Source organism: Thermovibrio guaymasensis (assembly GCF_003633715.1).
GTDB lineage: Bacteria > Aquificota > Aquificia > Desulfurobacteriales > Desulfurobacteriaceae > Thermovibrio > Thermovibrio guaymasensis.
Genome location: NZ_RBIE01000002.1, coordinates 271,856 through 298,119, shown reverse-complemented (window position 1 = coordinate 298,119; position 26,264 = coordinate 271,856). Strand labels below are relative to the sequence as shown.

Here is a 26,264-nt window from a genome sequence, read left to right as displayed (position 1 = left end):
ATGGCAAAGGTTAAGATAACCTTAATTCGTGGCCTTGCTGGAAAAAGTAAAAGGAAAAAGGCCACTTTGGCTGCTCTCGGACTCCACAAAAGGGGAGCAACTACGATTAAGGAGTTAAATCCTGCTATTGAAGGAATGATTGAGAAGGTTAAAGAACTTGTAAAAGTTGAACCTGTGGAGGAGTAAGATGGGACTTGAATTACATAACCTTAGTCCAAATCCTGGTGCAGTAAGGGAGAAGAAGAGAGTAGGTAGAGGTCACGGTTCAGGACATGGAAAGACCTCTGGTAGAGGTCAAAAGGGACAGAAGGCCCGTTCAGGATGGAAGGGAGGAACGAGGCCAGGATTTGAAGGTGGTCAAACGCCTCTCTACATGAGATTTCCTAAGAGAGGTTTCTCTAACGCTCCCTTTAAGAAAGAGTATTCAGTAGTAAACGTTGGTGTTCTCAACGAAAGGTTTGAGGAAGGAGCTGAGATAACACCTGAAGTCCTCGTTAATGCAGGACTTGCAAAGAAGAACATGCCTGTTAAAATTCTGGGGGATGGTGAGCTAACGAAGAAGTTTTCAGTTAAAGCTCACAAGTTCTCAGCTTCTGCTAAGGAGAAGATTGAGGCAGCTGGTGGTTCCTGTGAAGTGATTGAAAAATAAGGGGAGTGCTTTATGAACCTTGCCAAGATAGTTGCCAATGTTACTGAGGTGCCGGAGCTCCGGCGCCGTTTTATTTTTACGCTAATAATTCTTGCAGTTTATAGGCTTGGGGCCCACATTCCCGTTCCCGGTATAAACGTTAACGCCTTAATGGAGTTCTTCCAGAAGGCTCAGGGAACCGTCTTTGGTATGATGGACGTCTTCTCCGGAGGGGCCCTCAGTAAGCTTACGGTTTTTGCTCTGGGCGTTATGCCCTACATTAGTGCTGCAATTATCATGCAGCTTTTAACTGTAGCAATTCCCTCAATAGAGAAACTTGCTAAGGAAGAGGGAGAGTACGGAAGGAGAAAGATTAACCAGTACACCCGCTACGGTGCGGTTCTGCTTGCTTTTATTCAGTCCCTTGGAATTTCAATTGGTTTACAGAGTATGACAAGCCCTTCGGGGGTTCCGGTAGTTCCTAATCCCGGACTTACCTTCCTTTTCGTTACAGTTACTACGTTGACGGCCGGTTCCACTTTCCTGATGTGGCTCGGAGAGAAGATAACTGAGAGGGGAATAGGGAACGGAATGTCCCTTCTGATTTTTGCCGGAATCGTCTCTAGAGTTCCAAGTGCTGTTATTACTACCTTAACTATGGTTAAAAATGGAGATATGTCGTTATTCAAGGTGATTGCCGTAGTTACGATTATCCTCCTTATGATAGCTGCAATAGTCTACATTCAGGAGGCCGAAAGAAGGGTTCCTCTACAGTACGCAAGGAGAGCCGTTGGTAGCCGTTCAGTTGGAAGGTATGCAAGCTACCTTCCAATAAAGCTTAATCCAGCAGGTGTCATTCCAATCATCTTTGCAGCTTCAGTTTTAATGTTTCCGGCAACTGTTGTTAAGTTTATTCACCACCCTATAGCTCAAAAGGTTTACGACTTACTTCAGCCCGGAACTCCCCTTTACATAGTGGTCTATGGGGGTCTAATCTTCTTCTTTACCTACTTTTATACTGCAATCGTCTTTAACCCGGAAGAGATTGCAGAAAACCTTAATAAAGCTGGTGGTTTTATTCCCGGTATCAGGGCCGGTGCAGAAACAGCCCAGTACCTTGATAGGATAGTTTCCCGTTTAACCTTTGCTGGTGCTGTTTTCCTTACTTTAGTTGCAATACTTCCTCTCTTGATAACTCAGCAGATGAAACTTCCCTTCTACTTCGGCGGAACGGCAATCTTAATCGTCGTCGGTGTTGCACTGGATACGATTAAAAGGATGGAGGCCTTCTCTTTAATGCTCTCGTATGAGGGTTTCCTCGGTAGAAGGCAGAGGAAATTCAGGCTTGCTGGAGGTGCAAAGTGATAAAGGTTGTTTTCTTAGGTCCTCCCGGTGCAGGAAAGGGCACTCAAGCTGTTAGGATAGCTGAAAAGTACAACGTTCCCCACATCTCAACAGGGGACATTTTAAGGGCTGCAGTTAAAGAGGGAACGGAGCTTGGGCAGCTTGCAAAGAGCTACATGGATAGAGGAGAGCTCGTTCCAGATGAGGTAATTATCGGAATAATTAGGGAGAGGCTCTCTCAGCCTGATATAAGGGAGAGAGGGTTTATCCTTGATGGCTTTCCGAGGACTTTGAAGCAAGCTGAAGCCCTTGATCAACTTTTATCTGAACTTAACATGCCCCTTGATAGGGTTATTTACCTCAACGTTGACGATGAGGAGATTGTTAAAAGGCTTCTTGCAAGGGGAAGGGCAGACGACACCGAAGAAGTTATTAGAAATAGGCTTAAAGTCTACAGGGAGCAGACTGCTCCCCTGATTGACTACTATGCTGAAAAGTGTTTACTTGCAGAAATTTACGGCGTTGGTGAAATTGACGAAATCACTAAGAAGATAGAGGAAGCTCTAGGTTTAGGAGAGTAGATTGAGGAGAACTAGGCACGGAATAATCCTTAAAACTCCTGAAGAGATTTCTAAGCTCAGAACTGCTGCTGCAACGACTATGGAAATCCTCATGAAGGTTGCTGAGGAGGTTGCTCCTGGAATTTCAGCCCTTGATATAGACAAACTTGCCCGTAGTTACTGTAAAGAGTACGGGGTTAAACCGGCTTTTCTCGGCTACGGAGGCTTCCCTGGGGCTATCTGTGTTTCTGTGAATGAGGAGGTAGTTCACGGCCTTCCGACAAAGGATAAAGTTTTTAAGGAAGGGGATATAGTATCACTTGACTTTGGAGCCGTTGTTGACGGTTGGATTGGAGACGTTGCCTTAACTATTGGTGTAGGTAAGATATCGGAGAGAGCTCAAAAGTTAATAGACGTTACAAGGGAGTCTCTATATAAGGGAATAGAGGCTGCTAAGGTTGGCGGTAAGCTGATAGATATTTCAAGGGCTATTCAGAAGTTCGTTGAGAGACATGGTTTTAACGTTACAAGGGGATATGCCGGTCACGGTATTGGCCGTTCCCTTCACGAGGAACCTCAGATAACCAACTACGTCTATAAGGGTTATCCAGACATAACGCTGGAACCTGGTATGACCTTTGCAGTTGAACCTATGGTTAACGAAGGAACGGGAAAGGTCAAAGTAAAGAGGGATGGCTGGACCGTCGTTACTAAAGACGGTAAACTCTCTGCTCACTTTGAGCACGATATTGCTATTACTGAAGATGGGACTATAATTATGTCCGCAATTTAAGGGAGATAAGGCATGGCTAAGGAGAAAGGTATTCAGGTAGAAGGAAAGGTTATTGAGGCTCTCCCTAACGCTTACTTTAAGGTTGAGCTTGATAACGGGCACCAAGTTCTTGCCCACGCTTCAGGTAAAATGAGGGTTCACTTTATCAGGATTCTGCCAGGCGACCGTGTGGTCGTTGAGCTTAGTCCCTACGATTTAACGAGGGGAAGGATTATTTACAGGAAAGGCTAACCGTCCCTTTTTTATACCGCGGCTGGAGGCACGAAAACTAAAAGGAGAGGTAGCAGATGAAGGTAAGGCCGTCTGTAAAGAAGATCTGTCCCAAGTGCAAGATCATCAAGAGAAAAGGTGTTGTTAGGGTTATCTGTGAAAACCCTAAACACAAGCAAAGACAAGGTAAGTAAGGAGGAATGCTGTGGCAAGGATAGCAGGAGTTGACATTCCTGACAATAAGAAGGTTCCCTACTCTCTTGCTTACATCTACGGGATAGGGATTAAGAGCGGCTTTAAGATTTGTGAAAAGGCCGGTGTTGACCCTGAGAAGAGGGTAAAGGACCTAACCGAGGATGAGATTGCTAGGATAAGGAAGATCATTGAGACTGAGTACAAGGTTGAGGGTGACCTTAGGAAAGAGATTGCAATGAACATTAAGCGCCTGATAGAGATCGGGTGCTACCGTGGAGTTCGTCACAGACTCGGCCTTCCCGTAAGGGGACAGAGGACGAGGACAAACGCTAGGACGAGGAAGGGGCCAAGGAAGACAGTTGCTGGTAAGAAAAAGGCTCCTAAGAAGTAATTGAAGGAGGTAATTGATGGCAAGGCCTAAGAGAGGCGGTAAGAAGAAGCAGAAGAGAACAGTTGGTTTTGCAATAGCTCACATTCAGACAACTTTCAACAATACAATCATTACTTTCACAGATAAAGAGGGGAATACCCTCTGCTGGGAAAGTGGTGGAACAGTCGGTTTTAAGGGAACGAGAAAGAGTACTCCTTACGCCGCCCAGCTTGCTGCTACAAAGGCGGCTCAGAGGGCTATGAAGGAGTTCGGTGTTAAGGATGTTGAGATAAGGATTAAGGGTAACGGTGGCGGAAGGGAGACGGCAATTAAGGCCATTGCTGCTGCTGGTTTGAACGTTAAAGTAATTAGAGATGTTACTCCAATCCCCCACGACGGTTGCAGACCACCAAAGAGAAGAAGGGTTTAACGGAGGTAGTAGATGGGTAGGTATACAGGTCCAAAGTGGCGTATTGCAAGAAGGCTTGGCGTTAACATATACGTTGGTGAAGAAAAGTCTCAGAAAGGGAAGTCAATTCTTGACAGGCGTCCTTTCCCTCCGGGACAGCACGGCCGTTCAAGGAGGAAGATTTCATATTACGGCCGTCAGTTAATGGAGAAGCAGAAGGTTAAGTATTACTACGGAGTAAGGGAGAGACAGTTTAGGCGTTTCTATGAGATGGCCGAGAGGATGAGGGGCCAGACTGGTGAGAACCTCCTTAAGCTCCTTGAAAGTAGACTTGATAACGTAGTTTACAGGCTCGGTTTCGGTAAGTCCCACAGGCATGCAAGGCAGCTTGTAGTTCACGGCCACATTCTAGTTAACGGTAAGAAGGTAGACAGGCCTTCGTACCTTGTTAAGCCTGGAGATGTTATTGAGGTTAAGGAGAAGAGCAGGGATATTCCTCAAATTAAGGAAGGAATGGAGCTTGCTCAGAGGAGAGGAATACCTTCCTGGCTTGAACTTGATGCTGAGAACTTTAAGGGAATCGTTAAGGCTGAACCTACAAGGGAAGAGGTTGAAATCCCCGTTGAGGAGCACCTAATCGTAGAGCTCTACTCCAAGTAATCGCTAACCTGAATTGGAGGAAGGTAATGGTTGAATTTATAACTCCCGAAAAGTTCCAGTGGGAGGAGCATACAGATACTTACGGCCGTTTTGTAGTAGAACCCCTTGAAAAGGGGTACGGTATTACGGTTGGAAACGCTTTAAGGAGAGTTCTCCTCTCCTCTATTGAAGGAGCGGCTCCAACTGCAGTTAAGTTTGAAGGGGCTTACCACGAGTTTACAACCCTTACTGGTGTTGTTGAAGACGTAACTGAGATCGTTCTCAACATAAAAAAGTTAAGGTTCGTCCTTCACGGAGAGGGACCGGTATTCATTGAGCTCAAGAAGAGCGGACCTGGGAAGGTCTATGCTAAGGACTTTGACATACCATCTCAGGTAGAACTCCTTACTCCCGATCAGGAAATTGCAACCCTTGATAACGAGAATTCAGAAATTGAAATCCACTTAAGGATTGACAAAGGAAAGGGTTTTGTCCTCTCAGAGGATATTCAGGAAGTCTTTGACATTACTACAATCGGTTGGATTCCCCTTGATGCAGATTTCTCTCCCATAAAGAAGGTTGCCTATAAGGTTGAGGATACTAGGGTAGGAAGGAGAACAGACTACAACAAGCTCATCTTTGAGATCTGGACTGATGGAAGTATCTCTCCTAAGGATGCTGTAGTTAAGGCTGCTAATATCCTAATTGACCACTTTGCACTTGTTAGAGACAAGCTAGTTGAGGCCCTCTTTGCAGTTGAGACTGTGGAGGAGGAGAAGGAAGGCACTTCTGAGCTTCTTTCAAAGACCCTTGAGGAAGCTGGTCTTAGTGGAAGAGCTCTTAAAGTCCTAAAAGAGCACGGAATAGAGACAGTAGGAGATCTCGTTAAGCTTACAAAGAAGGAACTAGAAGCCCTTAAAGGTCTTGGTAAGAAGTCAATAGCTGATATTGAGAAGTTCTTATCTTCCCTCGGACTTGAATTAGGAGGTGGTGAGTAATGAGGCATAGAATAAAGGGAAAGAAGTTGGGAAGGCCTACCGAGCATAGAATTCTTATGCTTAGGAACTTGGTAACCGACCTTATGGAACACGGAAAAGTAGTTACAACTGTTGCTAGGGCAAAAGAGCTTAGAAGGCTTGCCGATAGAGTAATTACAAAGGCCAAGCAGGAAGATAAGGTAAAGGCGATAAGGGAAGTCCTTGAGATAGTTACTAAGAAGGATATTGCCTACAAAGTTGTTAACGAAATTGCTCCAAAGTACAAAAACAGAAACGGCGGTTATACGAGGCTCCTTCACTACCACTTTAGAAAGGGAGATGCTGCTCCAACAGCAATTGTAATGCTTGTTGAGAGTGGTCAAAAGGAAGAGGAAGAAGCTTCTGCCGAGTAGTTGGTCTTTTCTGTCGGTAATAGGCCCCTTCTTGGGGGCTTTTATTTTTTTCTGGCCAAGCGCCAGCTCTTAAGGAGGGCAATTGAGTTCCTCTCCTCTTCTTCCAAGTCTTCTTCTATTCTCTTTATCTTTAATTTGTAGTCTGGAAGGTAGAAGTTCTCTATTGCGTTTATTCTTATTGTTGTTTTCTTTATCTCCTCTGCCATTCTCCAGCCCTTCATCTCAAGCTCTGCAATTTCCAGTATTAGCTCTACAACTTCTCTAAAGATCTTTTCTGCAACCTTAACGAAGATGACATCTTCTCTATCTATTGAAACTTCCTTTTTAAACTCATAAGTAACTTTTGGAAGGACAACTCCGGCGAAAACAATTTTCTTTACGTTTAAGTTTATCTTTCCTCCTTTAGACTTTTCCTTTAAGAGCCTCTCTTCCCCGGTTTCCATAATAGCCTTTGAAAGGTTTCTATAACCTTCTAAAACTTTAACGTTTAGCCTCTTCCTCTTTTCCTCTATTTCATCAACGATTTTCATAACTTCCTTTAAAAGAATGTTTCTCTTTTCTTCAAAAATCCTTTTACCCTCTTCTAAAAATTCCTTCTCTTCTTTGAGTTTTAAGAGCTCTGTTCTGCTCTTTATCATCTCTTTAGCCTTTTTAAATCTTCCTTTTTGAGTTGAGTGAGTTCACTCTCAGGTAAGAGAGATAGGAGCTCCAGTCCGATCCTGAAGGTCTTCTCAAGGCTTCTCCTCTCTCCCTCTTTCTGGTTTATAAACTCCCTTAAGAACCTCCTTCCAAACTCAAGGTATTTCCTCTCAACTTCTCCTAGCTCGCATTCCCCTATTATAGAGGCCAATTTCTCAACTGTCTTGAACTTTGCGTAGGCAGAGTAGAGCTGAGAGGCAAACCTTCTGTGAAAAGGTCCTACTGCGTCGTTCATTAACCTTGATAGGGATAAAAGAATGTCTATTGGCGGTTTAACGTTTTGCTTGTGTAGTTTTCTGTCTAGAACTAGCTGTCCTTCGGTTATGTAACCTGTGAGGTCAGGAATAGGGTGAGTAATGTCGTCATCTGGCATTGTAAGGACGGGAATCATAGTGAGGGAGCCTTTTTTCCCCTTTATGAGTCCCGCCCTTTCGTAGATTGAGGCAAGGTCGCTGTACATGTAGGCGGGGTATCCCTTCCTACCTGGAATCTCTTCCCGTTTAGATGAGATTTGCCTTAAAGAGTCACAGTAGTTTGTCATATCAAAGAGGACAACAACAACGTCAACTCCTTTTTCAAACGCAAAGAACTCCGCTACGGTAAGGGTAGTTCTTGGTAGTAGAACTTGAGCAGCTGGTGGGTCTGATGCTTTTGCTACAAATATTATTGTGTTTCCAGAGATCCTTTTAAGTAAGTAGTCAACGATTTCGTTCTTTAAACCTATAATTCCTAAAACAGTTAACGTTTTCTCCGTTTGAATACTGTTGACGAGGTTGATGACTAGATCTTCTGTTTCTACTCCGGACACTGCAAAAATCGGTAACTTTTGCCCCTTTACCAGGACGTTTAATCCATCTATTGCAGAAAAGCCTGTAACTATGGGTTCTTTCGGGTACTCCCTAAAGAAGGGATTTATAGGTTTTCTGTAAACTTCAACTTCTCTGCCGATAAACTTTCTTCCTGTCTTTAGCTCTTCTCCGTAAGCGTTAAAGCTCTTACCTACCATTTCTTCTGAAACCGGCACAGTAAACATCTGTCCTGTAAACCTTACCAAGGCATCCCTTGAGATACCAGAAGAGTCTCCCAGAATCTCTATAAGAGTTAACTTCTCATTGATTTCTATTACTCTGCCAGGAACTTCCTTTCCTTTCCACTTTACAAAGACTCTCTCTCCGAAGGCTGGCTTGATAGTGGAGCTCTTAAAGAAAACTAGCTGTTCTTTCAGTGATTCAATTCCTCTGTAGTACTCTTTCACCTTAAAAACTCCTCGTAGACTTCTGCTATCTCCCTTTTTAACTCCTCAAACTCCTCTAGGTGTTCCTCATCTACTTCCATTTTCATCTTTAGAACTTTTGAAATAACCGGTTGGGAAACTATTTTGTCTACGGGAATACCTCTCTTTTTGAAGACCTTGTGCCACCAGTTTGAAACTTTTCTGAGGACCTCAGCCATGAGGATTTGTTTCTTTGGAGACGAGTAACAGTCAACGGGATCAAAGGCATTTTGTCTTAAGAAGGCTTCCTTTATCAGGTTAAACTCTTCATACTTTAGTTTCTGGTCTTCCGGTAGAGATTCCCTTCCGAGGAGCTTTACCAGCTTTTCAAGTCTCTCTCCTTCTTGAAGGGTTTCAACCATCCAGTTCCTAAGGGACTCGTAATCTCCCAACCTGTTCCACCAGTCTTTGATAAACTGGGCGTACCTGCTATAGCTATTGAAAGGGTTTACTGCAGGATAAAACCTAGAACTTGCTAATTCTCTATCGAGTGCCCAAAAGGCTCCCGTGAACCTTTTAGTGTGTCTTGTAACAGGTTCGGAGAAATCTCCTCCCGGGGGAGAGACTGCTCCTATAATCGTTACACTTCCCCTTAGGAAAGCTCCTGCCCTTTCGTATATAGATGCTATCTTTGAAGATAGGGAGGCGGGGAATCCCTCTTCTATTGGAAGTTCTCCCATCCTTCCTGAAATTTCCCTCATAGCTTCGGCCCATCTGGACGTTGAATCGGCCATAACTGCGACAGAATATCCCATGTCTTTGAAGTATTCTGCTACTGTAATTCCAAGGTAGATGGAAGATTCCCTTGCAGAGACCGGCATGTCTGAGGTATTGGCTATTAAAACGGTCCTTTCCATTAAGGATCTTCCCGTGTAAGGGTCTTTTAACTTGGGGAACTCTTTTAGTATTTCAGTCATTTCATTTCCCCTTTCTCCGCAGCCTATGTAGACGATAACGTCTGCGTTACACCACTTTGCGAGGGTTTGCTGTAAGACAGTTTTTCCAGTCCCAAATCCTCCTGGGATAGAGGCAGAACCTCCTTTTGCTATTGGAAACAGGAAGTCAATGATTCTCTGGCCTGTAAGTAACGGTTCTTTTACTTCAACTCTATTTTTGAAGGATGAAGGTATCCTAACTGCCCTTTCTTCAAATACGAAGACTTCCCTATTTCCGACCCTCGCTACCGGCTCCTTAGGTGAAACTCTTCCACTTTTTATCTCCTTCACTTCGGCCGCGACCGGAGAAAGGATTTTGTAATTAAAACCTTTTAACTCTACAAAGCCTAAAATTTGACCTTCCTTTACCCATTCTCCTGCATTAACCTTCGCTTTAAACTCAAATTCTCCCTCTGGAAAAAATCGCCTTCCCCTTCCCCTTTCAATTCTCTCTCCCGAAAAGGGAAGGACCCTTCCCAGTCCGTCTAAGATTTTTCCCAATATGCCTGGGCCTAGGATAATAGAGAGCATTTTGCCGTCAAAGGAAACCCTTTCTCCAACTTTTAAACCTTCGGTTCTTTCGTAAACCTGAACTGTGGCTCTTCCTTTTGCAATAGAGACAACTTCTCCAGTTAAAGATAGATTTCCAACCCTTGCAACTTTAAAGAGGAAAGGTTTCTCTCCCTTCTCTATTTCAACTTCAACAACCGGGCCGGAGACTTTTACAATCCTTCCCAAGCTATACTCCCTTTAAAAGCTTTTGAACCTCTCTCTCTAAGATTTCCTCTATCTCGTCTATATCTAGGACTACGCTTACGTTTTCTCCCTCAAATTTAAACAGGATGTTTTTTTCATTGAAACATTCAAAGTTGGGGAAGTAATCTTTAAATTGACAGTTAACGTAAAATTTTCCCTTCTTATGTTTTCTAAGGACTTTATCCTTAAAACACTTAAAGAGGAGAGTAATGTCCATTTCCTCTAAGAGTTTGGATAGGAGTTCCTTTGTAAGGCTTTCAGTGGCTCTTTTTACTTGGTCTTCAAAAAGTTCTAATATCTCCTTCCTTCTAGTAGAAAACTCCTCATCTAACTTCTTTAGAGACTCGTTAATTTTCTCCCTCTTTAAGAGTTCAGCTTCCCTCTTTTTCCTCTCCAATATCTCTATGGCTCTTCTCTTGGCGTTCTCTAAGATTTCCTCTCTTTTTCTCTCAACTTCTCTGAATACCTCTTTCTTAAACTCTTCAAAGTTACCCGATTCCCAAAATTCCATAGAGGAACTCCTTTAAGTCCCTTTTGAGGTGGATTCCGTTGAAGGATGGGACAAAGACAACTACAGGCCTTTCCCTCTTCCGAAGAGTTTCTGAAAAAGGGAGGAACGTTGTGTAAAACCTATCTGGAATAATTAGTATTCCGGTATTTTCATCTAAAATGAGCTCTTCAACTTTTTCTCTAAACTCTTTTTCGCTGTTTACAGTAACCGTCTCTACTCCGCCTAACCTGAAACCGGCACACTCTTTCTCGTTTCCGATAAAGATAACTTTCATAGCTTACCCAGGATGAGGATTGCAACTATAAGGCCGTAGATTGCTATACCTTCTGCTAATCCTAGGAAGATTAGGGCCCTTCCCGACATCTCAGGCTTTTCTCCAAGGGTTCCCATAGCAGCAGAGCCTACAAGTCCAACTGCAATACCTGCAGCGACTGTTGAGAGTCCTACGGAAAGGGCGGCTGCCATGTATCCCCACGCTTTATCGCCTGCTAAGGCAACGTTTGGAACTAGGAGCAGCAGAGTAAGGATTAGGAGAGCTCTCATGAAACCTCCAGTTTAAAAGGTTTGAAAGGTCTTCCTCCGCCTCTGTAGAACTTCTTGAAGAACTCGTAGTAGTTTAGCCTTAAGGCCTGTATGGTAACTATTAAACCTTCAAGAGCAACTATAACAAGGTTTCCAAGTATCACTATTAACCAGTATATAAAAGTTCCTCCTTTACAGCTTTTAACAGAGTCAGCAACTGTGAAGATAGCGAAGAAGAGAGCTCCGTGCGCAAGGGCAAAGGCCCCGAGCCTCATAAACGAAAGTGTGTTAATTAAGTTCTCAATGAAAACCCTTAGAGTGTCTACAAGTGAGGTGGCAAATTTTTTTGTTTTCCTAACAGTATAGATGAAGGAGGTTAATAGGAGGACTGTGAGGATGAGGAGTTCTAACTTTACATCCATTTTTAAAATTAAAGCTTTTATCAATATACCAAGAGAGAGCCAGTAAGTTGCAAATGGGATGATTCCTTCTTCATTAAAGAGGAGCTGTTCAAAGTTTTCTCTATGGATGGAGGAGAAAAAACTTATTAAAAATCCTACAGAGATTACTAGGACTCCAACTCCTATACTGAAGATGAGGAGTGACTCAACGTTTTCCAAGGGGGAAAATAGTATAGGGTGGAAGATTTCCTTTCCGAAAGCTGAGCCGTAGAGAGCTCCGAAGACTACCGATGAGATACCCGATAGGTTCCAAGAGCCTTTTTGCCCTTTTTCTCAAGTAAGAGGGCAACGGTAGAGAGGAGGAGGCCGTGGCCTATGTCCCCAAACATTATTCCAAAAAGTAGGATAAAGACTGCTACAAATGGCAAAACGGGATTTATGTCGTAGTAAGAGGGATAGCTGTAGGAAAAAACAATTTCCTCTATAGGTTTTAGGAACTTCGGAGTTCTAATAAGCGTTGGAGGAATTTTCTCCGACTGGAGGAAGCGAACTTTGCAGTCCTTCAGGAGGTCTAAGAACTCCTCCTTCTTCTTTTCGGGAATCCAACCTTTTAAAACTCTCTTTCCGTTTCTCTTGGTGCTTGATGAGATAAGTTTTGAAATTTCGCGTTTTACTTTCAAAAAGGTATAGATTGATGCTAACTTTTTTTCATACTGTTTCTTTAACTTCTCAATTTCCTCCCTTATTCTATTTTCTCTTAAGTTTACCTCTTCTTTTATCTCTCTTTTAAAGTACTTGGAAGGAACAAACGCTACGTTAAAAGAAGACTCTATTTTTCCAAATAGATGTTCTTTATCTGGAGGAGAAAAAACTAAAACTGCGGTATCTCCTTGGTAGAGGGGAGAAAAGATGCCGTATAGGTTTTCAGTTTTTAGGTAGATGATTAAACTGTTTAGGACTTCCTTCTTTAAAGTTCCGACTTTAAAAGGAATTATCCTTAAACTTTCAACCAGTTGAGAAACTTTCCCTTCAAAAGCTCTATTTATCATATCTGCTAAGTTGACAAGCTCCTTTTCTCTATTTAACTGTGCCAGCTCTTCCTTCAGATTTAGTACTCTTCTGTATAAGTTTGAAAACTTATCTTTTAGAGCTTCAACTTTTACTTCCCTGTAGGGTTGGTTTAGGGAAACGTTTAAGAAATCGGAGATACTCTTTATCTGGGAGAAGAGATTTTCGTACTTGAAGAAATGTAGAGAGCTCTCCTTTGAAGTATCCGGGTGAAAGAACCCCCACTTTCCCAGTCTGAATATAACGTCTTCTACCTTATCCTTCTCCACTTCTATCTCAGCGTAAAGGAGTTTTTCAGGAAATATCAACTATCATCTCCTCTATTTCCTCTCTGTTAAAGTTCCCAGAGATTCCCTCAATGATGGCGGTTAAGTTCATCTTTTCGATTTCCTTTAACCTTAAGATAACGAAGGAGATAACTGGCTTAAAGGGATATCCTAATAGTAGTTTCCTTAAGGAACTTACGTGGAATAAAAATATTTCCTTCCTGAACTCTCCATAGCTCTTAGGTTCCTTTGGAAATGGAAGGACTCGTGAGAGTTCTTTTAAACTGGAAGCTCTTAACATTTGAGGAAGTAGGTTCTTTAAACTCCCTTTAGTAAACAGGTATGGTGCTACTTTTTCTACACTTAGCCCTTCTATGATTCTATACTTAAAGACTGTAATAACGTTGAGGAAATCGGCGTAAACCAGTCCAAAATTTTTTAACTCCTTGTTCTTTAAGACCTTTTCTAAGACTATTCCCCTATCTCTAACTAAGAAAAATTCCTTTAACTCTTCCAAGGGGTAGATTTTATATAGCTTGTTAAGTAAGTAGTAGAAGTAGTCGTTTATTCCTTTTAAGAGTTTACTTTTACTGCTACCTATTATGAATTTTGAGTAGGAAGTTCCTTTTAAGATCTGAGAAACTTCCTTTAAGGAGCCTGTTTTTACGAGTTTTCTTAAGAGTTCGGTTCCTAAGAGGTTTGAGATAATACTTCTGCAAACAGCGTTTAATCTACCTAAAGAGGCAGTTCTTATTAACAAACCTTCCCCTTAATTCTGTTCAGACACCTATCTATAATAACGCTCACCTCTATCTCTTTAATTTTCTTATTAAACTCTTCAAGTTTCAAGGAGAGCTCAGCCTTTAACTTTTGAAGTTCTCTCTTCCTCCTTTCCCTCTCTTCCTGTATGACCTTGTTAGCTTCCCTTTCTGCATCTTTGATTAGTCTGTTTCCCTCCTTTTCATACTGCTGTATCAGGGCTTCCGCTTCCTTTTTAGCTCTTTCTAAAGAGGAGTAAACCTCTTTGTCAAGTTCCAGTAGCTTCTCAATGGCTTTATTTTTCATTATTACTCTCAAGTATTAGGTTACTTAATAGAAATTTAGGAGGAGGGTGGAACTCCTCCCGATTTAGTCTGGTAGTTTATCAGGTCCAGATACCTTAACTTCAAGCTTTTTAACTCCTATAGGTATAACTTTCCTTATGCTCTCAAGGAGAGCCCGATTTTCAAGTATCCTTGCTGCTGTGGAGCTCCTTGTAAACTTGTAGTGTTTCATCAGGAGAGAAGTAATAACGTCAATGTCCTGTCTATTTAATCTCCTTACCTCAACGTAGTCCTTATTTATCTTCTCCTCAATTTCTGGATCAAGGACGAATGCAGTTCCTCCGGTCATCCCGGCTCCAAAGTTCTTTCCAACCTTCCCGAGGATTAGGACTATTCCCCTAACCATGTACTCGCAGGCGTGCTGTCCGGCACCTTCAACGACTGCAACTGCTCCACTGTTCCTAACTGCGAACCTTTCTCCGACAACCCCACTTGCAAAGAGGGTTCCACCTGTAGCACCGTAGAGAATCGTGTTTCCGGCTATTACGTTCTCCGTAGGCTCTCCTTTAAACTTTTCTGGGAACCTTAAAATTACAGTTCCTCCGCCGAGGCCCTTTGCTACGTAATCGTTGGCCTCTCCGATGAGCTCTAACGTTACTCCAGAGGGTAAGAAAGCTCCAAAGCTTTGACCTGCAACACCTCTGAACTTTAGGTGAACTAAGTTAGTTGGTAGTCCTTCATTTCCGAACAGGTCAATAATGTGGTAAGAAAGGGCTACCCCGACGCTCCTATCGGTGTTCCTTATCTGGTATTCCTTTTTAACTTTCTCACCCTTCTTGATGTAGGGTAGGACGTCGTTTACTATCTTCTCATTAAGGGGTGAGGAGATCGGATTGTAAGGGAGTCCTCTTCTCTTTAATCTGTAAACGGGAATCTGAGTTAACCGTTTAAGGTTTAATTTCCTTGCTAGAGGAAACTTATCCTTAAGCTCTCTGTTTTCCTTTAGTAAATCTACCCTTCCTATTATCTCATCTAAGCTCCTGTAGCCCATCTGGGCAAGGATTCTCCTTACGTCCTCAGCAACGAGCTTGAAGTAGTTGACTACCGTCTCAACGGCTCCTCTGAACTTCTTTATTCTCTTTTCGTCCTGTGTGGCTATTCCAACGGGACAGCGGTTTGTGTGGCAGTCCCTATCCATAACGCAGCCTTCGGCAATCATAGCTGCAGTTCCAAAACCAAACTCCTCTGCTCCCATCAAGGCTGAGATTACAACGTCCCTTCCAACTTTAAATCCCCCATCAACCCTTAAAGTAACTCTTTCTCTTAGGTCGTTCTCTATCAGGTCTTTCTGGGTTTCTGAAAGGCCTATTTCCCAAGGTAGTCCTGCCCCTTTAATTGATGAGAGTGGAGATGCTCCAGTTCCTCCGCAGGCACCGCTTACCTGAACCGTATCTGCGTTAGCCTTTGCCACTCCACAGGCTACAGTTCCTACTCCAACTTCTGAAACGAGCTTTACTGCAATCCTTGCTTTTGGGTTTGCAAGTTTAAGGTCGTAGATTAGCTGTGCAAGGTCTTCAATTGAGTAGATGTCGTGGTGGGGAGGAGGGGAAATTAGGGCTACACCGGGAATGGAGAACCTAAGGGATGCTATGTATGGAGTCACTTTGTGACCTGGGAGGTGTCCTCCCTCTCCAGGCTTTGCTCCCTGAGCTATTTTAATTTCAATTTCTTCTGCTGAAGCTAGGTATGCGGGTGTTACACCGAATCTTCCTGATGCTACCTGCTTAATTTTGCTGTTCTTAATGGTTCCGTACCTTTCAGGATCCTCTCCTCCTTCACCTGAACAGCTCTTACTCCCTAGTATGTTCATAGCTTCAGCAATTACTTCATGGGCAACTTTTGAGAGAGCTCCGATTGACATTCCCGGAACAATTAACCTCTTAACTATCGATTCAACAGGTTCAACTTCGCTTAAGGGAATAGAATCTCTGTCCGATTCTATCTTCAGTAAATCCCTCAGAAATACAGGGTTTTCCTCAACCTCTTTAACCACCTCTTTAAACTCTTCGTAGCTTCCACTCTTTGCGGCTTTAAATATTCCTCTAACTACTCTTGGACTCCATGAGTGATAAATTCCACCTGGTCTAAACCTGAGCTCTCCTGAAAACTGGGGTTCCTTTACTTTCTCAGCTTCTTTTACTCTCCTCCTCACTACATCTTCAATTTCTTCAAGGCCGATTCCACCGATGGGGGTTGCTGTATTTGGGAAGAACTCATTTACTACTTCTTCTCCTATTCCGATAATGTCAAACAGCTGTGAGCGGTGGTACGATGAGAGGACGGATATTCCCATTTTTGACATTATCTTGAGTATTCCTCCATTTATTGCTTCCTTATAGTTCCTTTCAAGCTCTTTGTAGGGTTTGTTTAACTCAACTTCCTTTGCTTTAAGGTACTCAAAAACTAGATAAGGGTGAACTCCTGAAGCTCCAAAGGCTATTAAGGCTGCCGTTTGGTGGGTATCTCTAACTTCCCCAGTTTCAACAATTATTGAAACCCTGTGTAGGAGCTTTTCCTTTTCTAAAAAGGTGCAAAGTCCGGAAACTGCAAGGAGGGAAGGAATGGGAAGTTTAACTCCCTTATCGGATAGGATTACTATTTCTGTGTTTTCTTCAAGAATTGAAGTTTTAACTTCTTCAAAGAGCTTGTAAAGGCCTTCTCTTAGTGAAGAGTTAAACTCCATCTTAAAGGTTTTAACGTTTACGAAAGAGCTCTCCCTTATCTCTTTAATTTCTGAAGGGGTTAGGAGCGGAGAGTCTATCTCGATTCTCCTCCTTAACTTCCCCGAGAGTTCCAGGAAGTTAACTTTTGCTCCGAGTCTGAGTTTAAGGCTCATTACTGCCTTTTCCCTTATAGGGTCAATTGGCGGGTTAGTTACCTGGGCAAACCTCTGTTTAAAGTGTTTAAATAAGAGGTAAGGTCTTTTAAGGAGGTTCGGAATCGGTGTGTCATCTCCCATAGAGAAAACCGGCTCTTTGCCCATTTCTGCCATGTATTCAACTACTTCCGAGAGCTCCTCCTTAGAGTAACAGTACTTGACTAACTCTTCTTCAAGTTTTTCACTGGGTTTAGGCTCAACTTTCTTTATTCCTTTTAACCTATAAAGTTTCCTCCTGACTTCCCTTTCAACTGAAAACTCGGAAGCTAATCTATTTAAAATCTCTTCGTTTCCTTCAATCTCTCCCGTTTCCGTGTTGACGGTGAAGATCTCTCCTGGAAGTAACCTTCCAAACTCTTCAACTTCCTCTTCTGGAATATCAACCATTCCGACTTCACTTCCAAATACAACGAGGCCGCTTTCTGTAATTACGATCCTTGCAGGCCTTAGTCCGTTTCTGTCAAGCTTTCCTCCAACCTTTTTGCCGTCGGTAAAGGCTATTGCAGCGGGGCCGTCCCAAGGTTTCATCAGTAAGAGTGAATACTGGAAGAACGCCTTGAGTTCATCAGGAAGGTCGTCCAGTAGTTCATAGGCGGGAGGTATCAGTATAGTCATTGCAACTTCTGGTTCAATTCCGCAGGAGACCATTAGCTCAAATACTCTATCGAGGGAGGCTGAGTCGCTCTCATTGAACTCAACTAGTGGAAGGATCTCTTTGATTCTCTCTCCAAGTTTTGGGTGAGATAGAATAGGTTCAATTGTCTTTATAAAGTTCCTGTTTGCAGTTATTGTGTTTATCTCACCGTTGTGGGCTATTAACCTTAAAGGCTGAGCAAGTCTCCACTCAGGATTCGTATTCGTTGAGTACCTCTGATGAAATATTGCAAATGACGTTTTAAACTCCTCATTTTCAAGGTCTTTATAGAACCTTTTAAGGTCAGGGGCAAGGAGCATTCCTTTGTAAGTTATAAGGTCTTTTGAAAATGAAACTACGTAGTTTTCAGGGTTAATTTCCTTTAACTCCTTTTCAAGGTTTCTCCTTAACAGGTAAATATCAAGGGAATCTCCTGAGGGAGCTATAACCTGGAAAAACTCCGGCATTGAACGTTTTGCAATCTCTCCACACTCATTCCTATTTACCGGAACTTCTCTAACTACTGCATCTCCTAAGGTCTCTTTAGTCTTGCTAACTATTTTCTGAAGGGCCTTTTCAACGTCTCCTTTTAAAAAGAAGAAGCCAACGGCTACTTCTTTAAACTCCTTTCCATCTATCCTTTTAGCTTCATTTATAAAAAACTCCTGAGGAATTTGAAAACTTACACCTGAGCCATCTCCGGTTCTGCCGTCTGCTAAAGTTGCTCCTCTATGAGTAAGGTTTGAAACTGCTCTTAGTCCGTTATCCAGTATTCTGTAGCTTCTCTCTCCTTTGAAAGATGCTATGAAACCCACTCCACAGCTATCCTTAAATTTCGCCATTTACAACTCCTTCGCCTGTTTTAATGAGAATTAATTTTATCAGAGGTACAGAATGTACTTTCCCTTCGGAGATGAAATCTCCTCAAGCCCTACAAAAGTGATTTCCCCTGATGTTTCCTTAAGGTAAGTTGTGCTTGGGAAGAAGACGAACTTTGGCTTTGTTTCCTCGACTATCCTTTTTATTGGTAGTTTCTCTGGAGAATCCGAAAGGACTAGGAAATCAAGCCTTTCAATTGAAGTATTTTTGAAGGGAACTATTAAGGCTTCGTAGTCCTCCTTAAATAGGTAGTTCCTTTTCTTCCTCTCTATTTTCCCTTTTGCTTTTATCCACTCTTCCCTGGTGAACTTCTCAGTAGAAGGGTGATATACCCCGCTTAGGCCGCTGAACGTTATACCTTCCTTGGTCCTAAAGATCCTTGAAAGGAGGTCTATTCCATCGCTCTTTGAAAGGGGTTGGAGCTCATCACTTATACCCCTAACAAAGAACCAAGTTCTCTCAAGCTTTAGAGGTTCTTTAATTTCAAGTGGACCTATTACTACCGTTAGGTCTGGCTGAGAGACCTCTATTAGCCCTCTTAAACGCTCTAAATTTCCCTTTAAAGGACCGGTTATTAAAACTCTCATCTCTCTATCCCCGCTAAATTTTGTCCCTCAATTATAGTGGCTTTAAAGGTAAAAATTTTTCTCTGAGGACTTGACAACTTCCCTGAGAGTTCTATATTATCCGGCAAGCAAGTTAAGCGTCCCCATCGTCTAGCCCGGCCTAGGACACCGGCCTTTCACGCCGGCGACGGGGGTTCGAATCCCCCTGGGGACGCCATTTATTTTTAAGTCTAAAGGAAATTGAAGTTTGTCTTTATAATCCCCCCTTTTCCCCCTCCCTCCCCTTAATGGAGAAAGGGCCAGCACTAGCTGGCCCCTCTTTCTATTAAAATTCCAACTTAAAATTGTTTAGGGGAAAACTAATGGAAAAGAAACCTTCCGGAATAACTAAACTGGGAAGAAAGGTTGATTACGTCTTTGACTACTCTCCTCAGCTCCTTGAAAAGTTTGAAAACCGTTTCCCAGATAGGATTTACTGGGTTTCCTTCAACTGTCCTGAATTTACAACCCTCTGTCCTATAACCGGCCAGCCAGACTTTGCAACTATCTACATACAGTACATTCCTGATAAGTGGCTCGTTGAGAGTAAGTCTTTAAAGCTTTACCTCTTCTCTTTCAGGAATGCTAAAGGGTTCCATGAGGATACGGTTAACAGGATAGCCGATGATTTATATAACCTACTGGAACCTTACTACATTGAGGTTTACGGGGAGTTCAACCCTAGGGGAGGAATCTCAATAGACCCTTTCGTTCAGAGGTTTAGAGGGGGAGTTGACTGGGTAGAAGAGCTTGCTAAAGAGAGGTTTAAGCTCCACAAGATAACTCCTCCGGACATAAGGAGGAACCGTGGCTAAGTTTATGGTTATAGGAGGTAGCGGTGCTTATACCCTCTCTAAGGGGGAATTTGGAGAAGTTAAAGAAGTTAAGAGATTGGAAACTCCTTTTGGCCTCTCTAATCCTGTTTACCTAATTACCCATCCAGATGGTTTTGACTTCTTCTTCCTTTCCCGCCACGGAGAGGAGGACTACGATACAACGGCCCCCTTTGTTAATTACAGGGCTAACGTTTATGCGGCTAAGGAGCTGGGAGTTGAGAGAATTCTGGCCTGGACCGGTCCTGGTTCTTTGAGGGAGGAGTTTAAGCCTGGAGATTTTGTTGTTCCTACAGACCTCCTTGATTTTACAAAGGGGAGGAAGGGAACGTTCTTTGAGAACGGAGGGCTTGGGTTTGTTAGGCAAAGTCCCGTTTTCTGTCCTGAGATTTCAAGGGCTTTGAGGGATGTTTTGGGAGAGCTCTCCCTAACGTATCACTTTGGAGCTACTTACGTGTGTACGGAGGGGCCGAGGCTTGAAACTCCGGCTGAGATAAAAGCCTTTAAAGAGTTAGGAGCTGATCTGGTTGGAATGACTTTGATTCCTGAGGTCTTCCTCGCAAAGGAGCTTGAGATCTGTTATGGCGCTCTCTGCTACGTAACGAACTACGCCGAGGGGGTTAAGGATTACTCCTTTAAAGAGGGGATTCTCTTTGAGGGAATGCTTCCTGAGGAGCAGAAGGAGAGGGTTGATAGGGCAGTTAGTTCCTTTCCGTTAATAGTGAAAGAGGTTTTAAAGCGCTTGAATTCCCTTTCCCGCCAGTGTCCCTGTGGGAGGTTGATGGAGAGGTACAGGAGGAAAGGGAAAATCGGAAGTGATTGGAAGGAATGGATTTTTAGGGGTTGAACTATAACAAATTGAAACTATATTTATACCACAGAAAGTTGAATATGGGGGTGAACGGTTTCGACGGGGATGCAAGGGCTCAGGTAGTGGCAGGCCGAGGAGCCAACCTCGTAAAAAAGGCACCCAAAATAGTTGCCGACGAAACACTCGCTCTCGCTGCCTAATTAGACGCAGCGACGCCCTCTGGAGCTCCGCCCGTCGGCTCCAGTAAGGGCGACAGAGAGGCGGGCTTGGTAGTTCCCTCTCGCCCTCGGAGGGGCTACGACACCTTAGAGGGCTGGCTTCAGGGCGCCTGCCCGTGGGCTAACCCTGAAGCGAGAACTTGAAACACGGGCTAAGCCTGTAGAAGCTACCTGGGTCGCATCTCCGGACGCGGGTTCGAATCCCGCCACCTCCACCAATTAAAATTTCTGTATTTTCAGGTACTTTCCAGATTTACTTATTTCAATTTTAAAAGGCAATTCCCTAATTTGATTGATTACTTCTACTTTTTTCCAAACTCAGATATCTCTTCTACAAAGTTTACTAGATTTAATTTTGAGTGGTAGAAGTAGTAACCTATTACTAAAAGGCTGTAAGAAAGTCCTTTTAATCTATACTATCACTTCATAAAAGTTCCGGCTCTATTGTAATTTTAATTTTTCTGTACATAAAGTTTTAAGGATAAATTTTGCACTAATCCTCCGTTAACCTTGGCATCTGCCAGACGGTAAAGCTTGCACAGAAAATTCTGGGACTACCGGTAGACGGTATACTTGGACCCAGAACTCTCTCCGCCCTTAACAGCGTAAACCCGGAAGAATTCATCAAGGATTTCACCCTTGCAAGGATAGCTTTCTACACGGCATTAGCAAATAAAAGCCTGAAGAGATACGCCCTTTACCTAAGAGGGTGGATCAACAGAGCACTAGAGGCTATGTCATGGGCTTCTTAAGCCTTTTAAGCGGGGAACTTAGAAAATCAATAATAGATGGCGTAAAAGACCTCGTAGATGATTTTGTTACGACGGATGAAGAAAAATTTGAACAGCTAATCAAAAAGGAAGAACTACGGTTAAAACAGGAACAGCTAAACCTTGAAAGAGAGAAAGCCTATCTACAAGACACTCAGAGTGCAAGAGAGACTTATGCAAAAGTTTCAACATCAGATAAAGTACCGTTCATAAACAAAATATTTTCATCGGTGTTGGCTTTTACCACAGTGATTTTAACTTTCATACTCTTTTTCTACTTTGCGAAGGGAGAATTCACAGGAAGTCAGAAAGACATCGTGATTTACATCCTTGGGGTTCTCTCTACCATAACCACACAAGTTTTCGCTTTCTATTTCGGGTCTTCTGCTGGCTCAAAAGAGAAGACGGAAATACTCAAAAAGTTAAACACTAAGCCCTAAGGAGACCTCCCCCTTGTCTTCCTGTCGCTCTCCTCCCGCCTTAGCTCCCTTTTCCCCTATGCCTTTTTTTCACCAGCAAAACCCAGAAGGAGGTTGTATTATGCTCCCATGGATTGGCGGCAAAAATAGGCTTGCGAAATGGATAATCTCTCACTTCCCGCCAGATTACCGAAGGATGACTTATGTGGAGGCTTTCGGAGGAGCAGGCTGGGTTCTATTCAAGAAAGAACCTTCCCTTGTAGAGATTTACAACGACAATGATGAACTCCTTGTCAATCTTTTCGTTGTTTTAAGAGACCATTTCCAAGAGTTTAGAAGAAGAGCATACAGAACCCTCCACTCAGGACGCCTTTTCCAGATGGCAACTCAACAGATTAAGGAAGGGTATTTCAAAGACAACATAGACAAGGCAGTCTGTTACGCCATTGTGGTAGTGCAATCTTTCTCCGGAACCCAAAACAGCTGGGGATACTACATCTCTGCAAACATGAGAAAAAGCAGTAGTACAAGATGGTTACCGTTCTTAAGAAGGCTAAATCAAATCAGATACAGACTTTCTACCGTTCAAATAGAGTGTTTGGATTTCCGAAAGGTCATAGAGAAATACGACACTCCTAATACTCTCTTCTACCTTGACTCACCATACGTCCAAAAAGAACATTACTACCGGACAGGCTTTACAGAGAGGGACCACAGAGACCTTGCAGAAATCCTGAAAGACATCAAGGGAAAGTTTGTTCTTTCTTACTATCCTTGCGACCTTGTAGAAGAGTTGTATAAAGACTTCAATTGGCACACAAAAGAAGTTTCCAAGTCAAGTTATGGAATTACTGAATTTTCAAAGGCGAGGAGCCGCCCACAAGGGACGGAACTCCTCATAAAAAACTTTTGAAGAACCTCCGCTGTCCCCTTTTTTGTTGTGACAAGAAAAGTCGTTTATAGTTATAATCTAACTTTACCTATCCTTCAAAGATTGACTAAGTCAAAGCCTTTCTCGAGAGTGGTTGCAGGATATATAACCTGCTTAGATTAAAATATCACGTTTCATCACAGGACACAGGGGAAATGGAACAGGTATCTTTTGTAATGTGCTAATATTAATTGATGGATTTGATTTTGCTGGAAAATAATATGCCATGATATATTATGATACGTTGTTTCATTTTTTCTTGCAAATATAATAATGATAACAAAAATGAAAATGGCTCCCCGGGCCGGGCTCGAACCAGCGACCTGGTGGTTAACAGCCACCCGCTCTACCAGCTGAGCTACCGGGGAGCTTTGCTATGGAGTAATATAGGCAACCCCTTCTATCTTGTCAAGGGGTTTTTAACTTTCCTTATTCACTTTTTATGGCGGAGGGGGCGGGATTCGAACCCGCGGTACCCCTTGTGGGGGTACACACGATTTCCAATCGTGCCCCTTCAGCCAGGCTCGGGCACCCCTCCTTGCACAGAGAAATATAAGGAATTTATTCGTGGTTGACAAGATAGTTTTCCTTTAGTAAATTTCCGCTGCCCGCTACATTTTCGGCGTTTTCACCAAAACGCCACTAACGGAGGAAGTTAAAATGAAGACCTTTATGCAGAGGAAGGAGGACGTCCAGAGGGATTGGTACCTGGTAGATGCCACAGGTAAAACTCTCGGTAGGCTTGCATCTGAAATTGCAAAAATCTTAATGGGTAAGCACAAGCCTACTTACACTCCTCACGTTGATGGAGGAGACTTTGTCGTAGTTGTTAACGCTGAAAAGATCTTTGTAACCGGTAAAAAGCTGGATAAGAAGATCTACTACAAGCACACTCTTTACCCTGGAGGTCTTAAGGAGACTCCTTTAAGGAAGATGCTCCAGGAAAAGCCTGAAGAGGTTATAAGGCTAGCAGTTAGAGGTATGCTTCCAAAGAACAAACTTAGAGATAGAAGAATGAGGAGGCTCAAGGTTTATGCTGGTCCTGAACATCCCCACAAAGCCCAGAACCCTAAACCTATTGAGCTTTAATGGAGGAGTGTAATGGCCGAGGTTAGATATTACGGAACGGGAAAGAGGAAAACTGCTGTTGCAAGGGTTTGGCTTATTCCAAACGGTGAGGGAAAGATCATCGTTAGGCTTTCTAAGAAAAAAGAGGTTCCTGCTGAAGAGTACTTTGGAAGACTTGCCCTCTTGAAGATTATGCAGCAGCCTTTTGATGTTACTGGAACAAACGGAAGGTTTGACGTTCTCTGTACAGTTAAGGGCGGTGGGAAGTCAGCTCAGGCTGATGCCGTTAAGTACGGTATTGCTAAGGCTCTTCTTGCCTTTAACCCTGAGTTAAGGCCTACCCTTAAGAAGGCTGGATTCCTTACTAGGGATGCTAGGATTAAAGAAAGGAAGAAGTACGGTCAAAGGGGAGCACGTGCAAGGTACCAGTGGTCCAAGCGTTAAAGTTGGAATTATCGGTGGTTCAGGGTATACGGGGGCGGAACTTCTCCGCCTCCTTTTGTTTCACCCTTATGTGCAAGTTGTTTCGGTTACTTCCCGCCAGTATGAAGGAAGGCTGGTTACAGAGGTTTTCCCCCACTTTTTAAAGAGTCCCTACGAGGAACTTTCCTTTGAGTCTTACAACCCTGAAAAAATCTCATCTGAGTGTGACGTAGTGTTCTGCTGTCTTCCCCATAGGGCTTCGTTTCCCGTTGTAAAGGAGCTCTTCCACCTAAACCCAAGCCTTAAGGTTATAGACTTTAGTGCCGATTTTAGGTTTAAAAATCCTGAAACTTATGAGGAAGTTTACGGGGTTAAGCACGAGGCAAAGGGGCTCTTCACAGAGGCAGTTTATGGGCTTCCTGAACTCTTCAGGGAAGAGATTAGGGGAAAGAGGTTAGTTGCTAATCCTGGGTGTTACCCTACGAGCATAATTCTTGCCCTCTATCCGGCGGTTAGAGAGAGAGTCTTAGATACAGGTTTTCCAGTTATTGCTGATAGTAAGTCTGGAGTTTCAGGAGCAGGTAGAAAGGCAACCGTTGATTTTACGTTCTGTGAGGTGAATGAGACCTTTAAAGCATATGCACTTAATGGCCATAGACACGGTCCAGAGGTAGCCGAGAAGCTTAGTCTTTCTTCATTTAGGTTTACTCCCCATCTAGTTCCTATGAACAGAGGAATCCTCTCTACCGTTTACTTTAAATCTAAGGTAGGACTTAATGAGCTAAGGGAAATATACAGGAAAGTTTATGAAGGGGAGTACTTTGTAAGGCTAAGGACTACTCCTCCTAAAACTTCAGACGTTGCCGGGACGAACTTCTGCGATATTTACGTTGCCTACGATGAGTCTGCAGATTTAGCAGTTGTTGTTTCTGTTATAGATAACATCGGGAAAGGTGCTTCCTCTCAAGCAGTTCAGAATATGAATATACTGTTTAACTTCCCTGAAAATACGGGTCTTAAACTTTTTAGTCAGTGGATTTAATAAAAAACTATTGACACTTCCCGATTGATGGCCTATATTTTCCAGCGTCAGGTTGGGCGGATAGCTCAGCTGGGAGAGCGCCAGCCTTACAAGCTGGAGGTCACAGGTTCGATCCCTGTTCCGCCCACCACTGCGGGGACGTAGTTCAGTTCTGGTTAGAACGCCGGCCTGTCACGCCGGAGGTCGCGGGTTCGAGTCCCGTCGTCCCCGCCACTTTAAAATCAAAATTAAAAAGTCCTACAATCCCCTTCTTAGGAGACCTTTTTGGATACAAAGCTCCTTGAGTTAATAGTAGTATTTCTGATAGGTTTTATAACTTCAATGATTTTTCTCTATTTTGTTTTAAAGAAACTTTAAGGCTTTTATTTCCAAGCTTACTACAGCTACAGTTAGAAGTTGAATCCCTACCGCAAAAAGAACTTCGTAGTATTTGATTTTCTTTGCAACTGGAATAGTTACTGAGGCTACTGGAATAACCGTAAGTGCCACTAATATTGGTTCTTTGAAGTTTTCCTCACAGGTTATGTATGAAAATCCAGCAAACCAGCATATTATAAATGATTCCAGCTTTACTGCTTTGCAAATGAGAATTACTGTTAGCAAAGTTAACAGAAGCAGCAAAAATTCCATATGTTCTTCTCTGTTTAACTTCTTATAATACAATTTACCAAACCATAGATT

Annotated in this window: 33 protein-coding genes, 5 tRNA genes and 1 other RNA gene; 24 read left to right on the top strand and 15 right to left on the bottom strand. The window is 43.0% G+C overall.

The genetic code is table 11. The annotated features are described in order from the left end of the window. From rpmD to rplQ, 12 genes are read left to right on the top strand one after another with little or no spacing between them, the layout of a single operon-like run. On the top strand, nt 1-186 hold the full coding sequence (rpmD, locus tag C7457_RS06750) for a 50S ribosomal protein L30 (RefSeq protein WP_121171341.1): 186 nt from the start codon (nt 1-3) through the stop codon (nt 184-186). 1 nt (nt 187) lies between these two features. Further along, nucleotides 188-649: a 50S ribosomal protein L15 gene (gene rplO / locus C7457_RS06745; protein WP_121171339.1), complete on the top strand. Its 462-nt coding sequence runs from the start codon at nt 188-190 to the stop codon at nt 647-649. A 12-nt stretch (nt 650-661) separates the two neighbouring features. Further along, on the top strand, nt 662-1,993 hold the full coding sequence (gene secY / locus C7457_RS06740) for a preprotein translocase subunit SecY (RefSeq protein ID WP_121171337.1): 1,332 nt from the start codon (nt 662-664) through the stop codon (nt 1,991-1,993). After that, the gene (locus C7457_RS06735; protein ID WP_121171335.1) at nt 1,990-2,553 is read left to right on the top strand and encodes an adenylate kinase; all 564 of its coding nucleotides are present in this window, start codon (nt 1,990-1,992) and stop codon (nt 2,551-2,553) included. The genes secY and C7457_RS06735 overlap by 4 nt, the downstream gene beginning before the upstream one ends. 1 nt (nt 2,554) lies before the next feature. Further along, on the top strand, nt 2,555-3,325 hold the full coding sequence (gene map / locus C7457_RS06730; protein WP_121171333.1) for a type I methionyl aminopeptidase: 771 nt from the start codon (nt 2,555-2,557) through the stop codon (nt 3,323-3,325). 12 nt (nt 3,326-3,337) lie between these two features. Further along, nucleotides 3,338-3,556, top strand: a complete 219-nt coding sequence (infA, locus tag C7457_RS06725; RefSeq protein WP_121171331.1) for a translation initiation factor IF-1 — start codon at nt 3,338-3,340, stop codon at nt 3,554-3,556. 56 nt (nt 3,557-3,612) lie between these two features. Further along, nucleotides 3,613-3,729, top strand: coding sequence for a 50S ribosomal protein L36 (gene rpmJ / locus C7457_RS06720; RefSeq protein ID WP_013637834.1), 117 nt, complete (start codon nt 3,613-3,615; stop codon nt 3,727-3,729). An 11-nt stretch (nt 3,730-3,740) separates the two neighbouring features. After that, nucleotides 3,741-4,121: a 30S ribosomal protein S13 gene (rpsM, locus tag C7457_RS06715; protein WP_121171329.1), complete on the top strand. Its 381-nt coding sequence runs from the start codon at nt 3,741-3,743 to the stop codon at nt 4,119-4,121. 16 nt (nt 4,122-4,137) lie between these two features. Next, nucleotides 4,138-4,530, top strand: a complete 393-nt coding sequence (rpsK, locus tag C7457_RS06710) for a 30S ribosomal protein S11 (protein WP_121171327.1) — start codon at nt 4,138-4,140, stop codon at nt 4,528-4,530. Nucleotides 4,531-4,542: 12 nt separating this feature from the next. Beyond that, nucleotides 4,543-5,169: a 30S ribosomal protein S4 gene (rpsD, locus tag C7457_RS06705; RefSeq protein ID WP_121171325.1), complete on the top strand. Its 627-nt coding sequence runs from the start codon at nt 4,543-4,545 to the stop codon at nt 5,167-5,169. A gap of 26 nt (nt 5,170-5,195) precedes the next feature. After that, nucleotides 5,196-6,146, top strand: coding sequence for a DNA-directed RNA polymerase subunit alpha (locus C7457_RS06700; RefSeq protein ID WP_121171323.1), 951 nt, complete (start codon nt 5,196-5,198; stop codon nt 6,144-6,146). Further along, a complete protein-coding gene (rplQ, locus tag C7457_RS06695; protein ID WP_121171321.1) occupies nt 6,146-6,538 on the top strand; it encodes a 50S ribosomal protein L17 in 393 nt (130 codons plus the stop codon). The genes C7457_RS06700 and rplQ overlap by 1 nt, the downstream gene beginning before the upstream one ends. A gap of 41 nt (nt 6,539-6,579) precedes the next feature. Here the strand turns inward: rplQ and C7457_RS06690 are convergent, their stop codons facing one another. From C7457_RS06690 to C7457_RS06635, 12 genes are all read right to left on the bottom strand, one after another. Beyond that, entirely contained in the window at nt 6,580-7,176 is a 597-nt protein-coding gene (locus C7457_RS06690) for a V-type ATP synthase subunit D (protein ID WP_121171319.1), read from the bottom strand. After that, nucleotides 7,173-8,492: a V-type ATP synthase subunit B gene (locus tag C7457_RS06685; protein WP_121171317.1), complete on the bottom strand. Its 1,320-nt coding sequence runs from the start codon at nt 8,490-8,492 to the stop codon at nt 7,173-7,175. The genes C7457_RS06690 and C7457_RS06685 overlap by 4 nt, the downstream gene beginning before the upstream one ends. Continuing rightward, nucleotides 8,489-10,183, bottom strand: coding sequence for a V-type ATP synthase subunit A (locus C7457_RS06680; RefSeq protein WP_121171315.1), 1,695 nt, complete (start codon nt 10,181-10,183; stop codon nt 8,489-8,491). Before C7457_RS06680 ends, C7457_RS06685 begins: the two co-directional genes overlap by 4 nt. 1 nt (nt 10,184) lies before the next feature. Continuing rightward, on the bottom strand, nt 10,185-10,712 hold the full coding sequence (locus tag C7457_RS06675; RefSeq protein ID WP_121171313.1) for a hypothetical protein: 528 nt from the start codon (nt 10,710-10,712) through the stop codon (nt 10,185-10,187). Further along, on the bottom strand, nt 10,690-10,986 hold the full coding sequence (locus C7457_RS06670; RefSeq protein WP_121171311.1) for a V-type ATP synthase subunit F: 297 nt from the start codon (nt 10,984-10,986) through the stop codon (nt 10,690-10,692). The genes C7457_RS06675 and C7457_RS06670 overlap by 23 nt, the downstream gene beginning before the upstream one ends. Then, nucleotides 10,983-11,255 carry an ATP synthase subunit C gene (locus C7457_RS06665; protein WP_121171309.1) on the bottom strand — a complete coding sequence of 91 codons (273 nt, stop codon included), beginning with the start codon at nt 11,253-11,255 and terminating at the stop codon, nt 10,983-10,985. Before C7457_RS06665 ends, C7457_RS06670 begins: the two co-directional genes overlap by 4 nt. Continuing rightward, entirely contained in the window at nt 11,252-11,854 is a 603-nt protein-coding gene (locus C7457_RS06660) for a V-type ATPase 116kDa subunit family protein (protein ID WP_121171307.1), read from the bottom strand. Before C7457_RS06660 ends, C7457_RS06665 begins: the two co-directional genes overlap by 4 nt. Nucleotides 11,855-11,919: 65 nt before the next feature. After that, nucleotides 11,920-13,011, bottom strand: coding sequence for a V-type ATPase 116kDa subunit family protein (locus tag C7457_RS06655; protein ID WP_121171305.1), 1,092 nt, complete (start codon nt 13,009-13,011; stop codon nt 11,920-11,922). Continuing rightward, a complete protein-coding gene (locus C7457_RS06650; protein ID WP_121171303.1) occupies nt 12,998-13,729 on the bottom strand; it encodes a V0D/AC39 family V-type ATPase subunit in 732 nt (243 codons plus the stop codon). The genes C7457_RS06655 and C7457_RS06650 overlap by 14 nt, the downstream gene beginning before the upstream one ends. Further along, nucleotides 13,723-14,034, bottom strand: coding sequence for a hypothetical protein (locus C7457_RS06645; RefSeq protein ID WP_121171301.1), 312 nt, complete (start codon nt 14,032-14,034; stop codon nt 13,723-13,725). Before C7457_RS06645 ends, C7457_RS06650 begins: the two co-directional genes overlap by 7 nt. Nucleotides 14,035-14,097: 63 nt before the next feature. Beyond that, complete coding sequence (gene gltB, locus C7457_RS06640; RefSeq protein ID WP_121171299.1) at nt 14,098-18,426, bottom strand: glutamate synthase large subunit; 4,329 nt, start codon at nt 18,424-18,426, stop codon at nt 14,098-14,100. A gap of 39 nt (nt 18,427-18,465) precedes the next feature. Further along, complete coding sequence (locus tag C7457_RS06635; protein WP_121171297.1) at nt 18,466-19,050, bottom strand: hypothetical protein; 585 nt, start codon at nt 19,048-19,050, stop codon at nt 18,466-18,468. A 118-nt stretch (nt 19,051-19,168) separates the two neighbouring features. Between C7457_RS06635 and C7457_RS06630 the strand changes: the two genes are divergently transcribed. From C7457_RS06630 to C7457_RS06600, 7 genes are all read left to right on the top strand, one after another. Next, nucleotides 19,169-19,246: transfer RNA gene (locus C7457_RS06630), tRNA-Glu, on the top strand. A 145-nt stretch (nt 19,247-19,391) separates the two neighbouring features. Then, complete coding sequence (queF, locus tag C7457_RS06625) at nt 19,392-19,883, top strand: preQ(1) synthase (RefSeq protein WP_121171295.1); 492 nt, start codon at nt 19,392-19,394, stop codon at nt 19,881-19,883. Next, a complete protein-coding gene (locus C7457_RS06620) occupies nt 19,876-20,748 on the top strand; it encodes an MTAP family purine nucleoside phosphorylase (protein WP_121171293.1) in 873 nt (290 codons plus the stop codon). The genes queF and C7457_RS06620 overlap by 8 nt, the downstream gene beginning before the upstream one ends. A 46-nt stretch (nt 20,749-20,794) precedes the next feature. Next, nucleotides 20,795-21,148: a transfer-messenger RNA gene (ssrA, locus tag C7457_RS06615) on the top strand. 297 nt (nt 21,149-21,445) lie between these two features. Continuing rightward, on the top strand, nt 21,446-21,682 hold the full coding sequence (locus tag C7457_RS09030; RefSeq protein ID WP_121171391.1) for a putative peptidoglycan-binding domain-containing protein: 237 nt from the start codon (nt 21,446-21,448) through the stop codon (nt 21,680-21,682). After that, a complete protein-coding gene (locus C7457_RS06605; RefSeq protein WP_121171291.1) occupies nt 21,670-22,140 on the top strand; it encodes a hypothetical protein in 471 nt (156 codons plus the stop codon). The genes C7457_RS09030 and C7457_RS06605 overlap by 13 nt, the downstream gene beginning before the upstream one ends. 100 nt (nt 22,141-22,240) lie before the next feature. Then, entirely contained in the window at nt 22,241-23,032 is a 792-nt protein-coding gene (locus C7457_RS06600; protein ID WP_170137379.1) for a DNA adenine methylase, read from the top strand. 310 nt (nt 23,033-23,342) lie between these two features. Here C7457_RS06600 and C7457_RS06595 read toward each other — a convergent pair. Then, nucleotides 23,343-23,418: transfer RNA gene (locus C7457_RS06595), tRNA-Asn, on the bottom strand. A 75-nt stretch (nt 23,419-23,493) separates the two neighbouring features. Further along, a tRNA-Ser gene (locus C7457_RS06590) sits at nt 23,494-23,588 on the bottom strand. A gap of 122 nt (nt 23,589-23,710) precedes the next feature. Between C7457_RS06590 and rplM the strand changes: the two genes are divergently transcribed. The 5 genes from rplM (at nt 23,711) to C7457_RS06565 (ending at nt 25,796) form a co-directional block, all read left to right on the top strand. Then, nucleotides 23,711-24,139: a 50S ribosomal protein L13 gene (gene rplM / locus C7457_RS06585; protein WP_121171287.1), complete on the top strand. Its 429-nt coding sequence runs from the start codon at nt 23,711-23,713 to the stop codon at nt 24,137-24,139. Nucleotides 24,140-24,151: 12 nt separating this feature from the next. Beyond that, entirely contained in the window at nt 24,152-24,562 is a 411-nt protein-coding gene (gene rpsI / locus C7457_RS06580) for a 30S ribosomal protein S9 (RefSeq protein WP_121171285.1), read from the top strand. Next, nucleotides 24,534-25,583, top strand: a complete 1,050-nt coding sequence (gene argC / locus C7457_RS06575; protein WP_211321824.1) for an N-acetyl-gamma-glutamyl-phosphate reductase — start codon at nt 24,534-24,536, stop codon at nt 25,581-25,583. Before rpsI ends, argC begins: the two co-directional genes overlap by 29 nt. Before the next feature lie 54 nt (nt 25,584-25,637). Beyond that, nucleotides 25,638-25,713: transfer RNA gene (locus C7457_RS06570), tRNA-Val, on the top strand. 4 nt (nt 25,714-25,717) lie between these two features. After that, nucleotides 25,718-25,796: transfer RNA gene (locus C7457_RS06565), tRNA-Asp, on the top strand. 129 nt (nt 25,797-25,925) lie between these two features. On the opposite strand, the gene C7457_RS06560 is transcribed toward C7457_RS06565, so the two are convergent. Continuing rightward, the gene (locus C7457_RS06560; RefSeq protein ID WP_121171281.1) at nt 25,926-26,213 is read right to left on the bottom strand and encodes a hypothetical protein; all 288 of its coding nucleotides are present in this window, start codon (nt 26,211-26,213) and stop codon (nt 25,926-25,928) included. Nucleotides 26,214-26,264 lie beyond the last annotated feature (51 nt).

Bases quoted from the DNA above. Each gene is read 5' to 3' on its own strand.
- C7457_RS06600 (WP_170137379.1), top strand. From the start codon at position 22,241: ATGCTCCCATGGATTGGCGGCAAAAATAGGCTTGCGAAATGGATAATC.
- gltB (WP_121171299.1), bottom strand. From the start codon at position 18,426: ATGGCGAAATTTAAGGATAGCTGTGGAGTGGGTTTCATAGCATCTTTC.
- C7457_RS06670 (WP_121171311.1), bottom strand. From the start codon at position 10,986: ATGAAAGTTATCTTTATCGGAAACGAGAAAGAGTGTGCCGGTTTCAGG.
- C7457_RS06560 (WP_121171281.1), bottom strand. From the start codon at position 26,213: ATGGAATTTTTGCTGCTTCTGTTAACTTTGCTAACAGTAATTCTCATT.
- secY (WP_121171337.1), top strand. From the start codon at position 662: ATGAACCTTGCCAAGATAGTTGCCAATGTTACTGAGGTGCCGGAGCTC.
- C7457_RS06605 (WP_121171291.1), top strand. From the start codon at position 21,670: ATGGGCTTCTTAAGCCTTTTAAGCGGGGAACTTAGAAAATCAATAATA.
- rpmD (WP_121171341.1), top strand. From the start codon at position 1: ATGGCAAAGGTTAAGATAACCTTAATTCGTGGCCTTGCTGGAAAAAGT.
- rplM (WP_121171287.1), top strand. From the start codon at position 23,711: ATGAAGACCTTTATGCAGAGGAAGGAGGACGTCCAGAGGGATTGGTAC.
- rpmJ (WP_013637834.1), top strand. From the start codon at position 3,613: ATGAAGGTAAGGCCGTCTGTAAAGAAGATCTGTCCCAAGTGCAAGATC.
- C7457_RS06665 (WP_121171309.1), bottom strand. From the start codon at position 11,255: ATGAGAGCTCTCCTAATCCTTACTCTGCTGCTCCTAGTTCCAAACGTT.
- queF (WP_121171295.1), top strand. From the start codon at position 19,392: ATGGAAAAGAAACCTTCCGGAATAACTAAACTGGGAAGAAAGGTTGAT.
- rpsD (WP_121171325.1), top strand. From the start codon at position 4,543: ATGGGTAGGTATACAGGTCCAAAGTGGCGTATTGCAAGAAGGCTTGGC.
- C7457_RS06645 (WP_121171301.1), bottom strand. From the start codon at position 14,034: ATGAAAAATAAAGCCATTGAGAAGCTACTGGAACTTGACAAAGAGGTT.
- rplQ (WP_121171321.1), top strand. From the start codon at position 6,146: ATGAGGCATAGAATAAAGGGAAAGAAGTTGGGAAGGCCTACCGAGCAT.
- C7457_RS06635 (WP_121171297.1), bottom strand. From the start codon at position 19,050: ATGAGAGTTTTAATAACCGGTCCTTTAAAGGGAAATTTAGAGCGTTTA.
- C7457_RS06690 (WP_121171319.1), bottom strand. From the start codon at position 7,176: ATGATAAAGAGCAGAACAGAGCTCTTAAAACTCAAAGAAGAGAAGGAA.
- C7457_RS06700 (WP_121171323.1), top strand. From the start codon at position 5,196: ATGGTTGAATTTATAACTCCCGAAAAGTTCCAGTGGGAGGAGCATACA.
- C7457_RS06675 (WP_121171313.1), bottom strand. From the start codon at position 10,712: ATGGAATTTTGGGAATCGGGTAACTTTGAAGAGTTTAAGAAAGAGGTA.
- rplO (WP_121171339.1), top strand. From the start codon at position 188: ATGGGACTTGAATTACATAACCTTAGTCCAAATCCTGGTGCAGTAAGG.
- rpsI (WP_121171285.1), top strand. From the start codon at position 24,152: ATGGCCGAGGTTAGATATTACGGAACGGGAAAGAGGAAAACTGCTGTT.
- infA (WP_121171331.1), top strand. From the start codon at position 3,338: ATGGCTAAGGAGAAAGGTATTCAGGTAGAAGGAAAGGTTATTGAGGCT.
- rpsK (WP_121171327.1), top strand. From the start codon at position 4,138: ATGGCAAGGCCTAAGAGAGGCGGTAAGAAGAAGCAGAAGAGAACAGTT.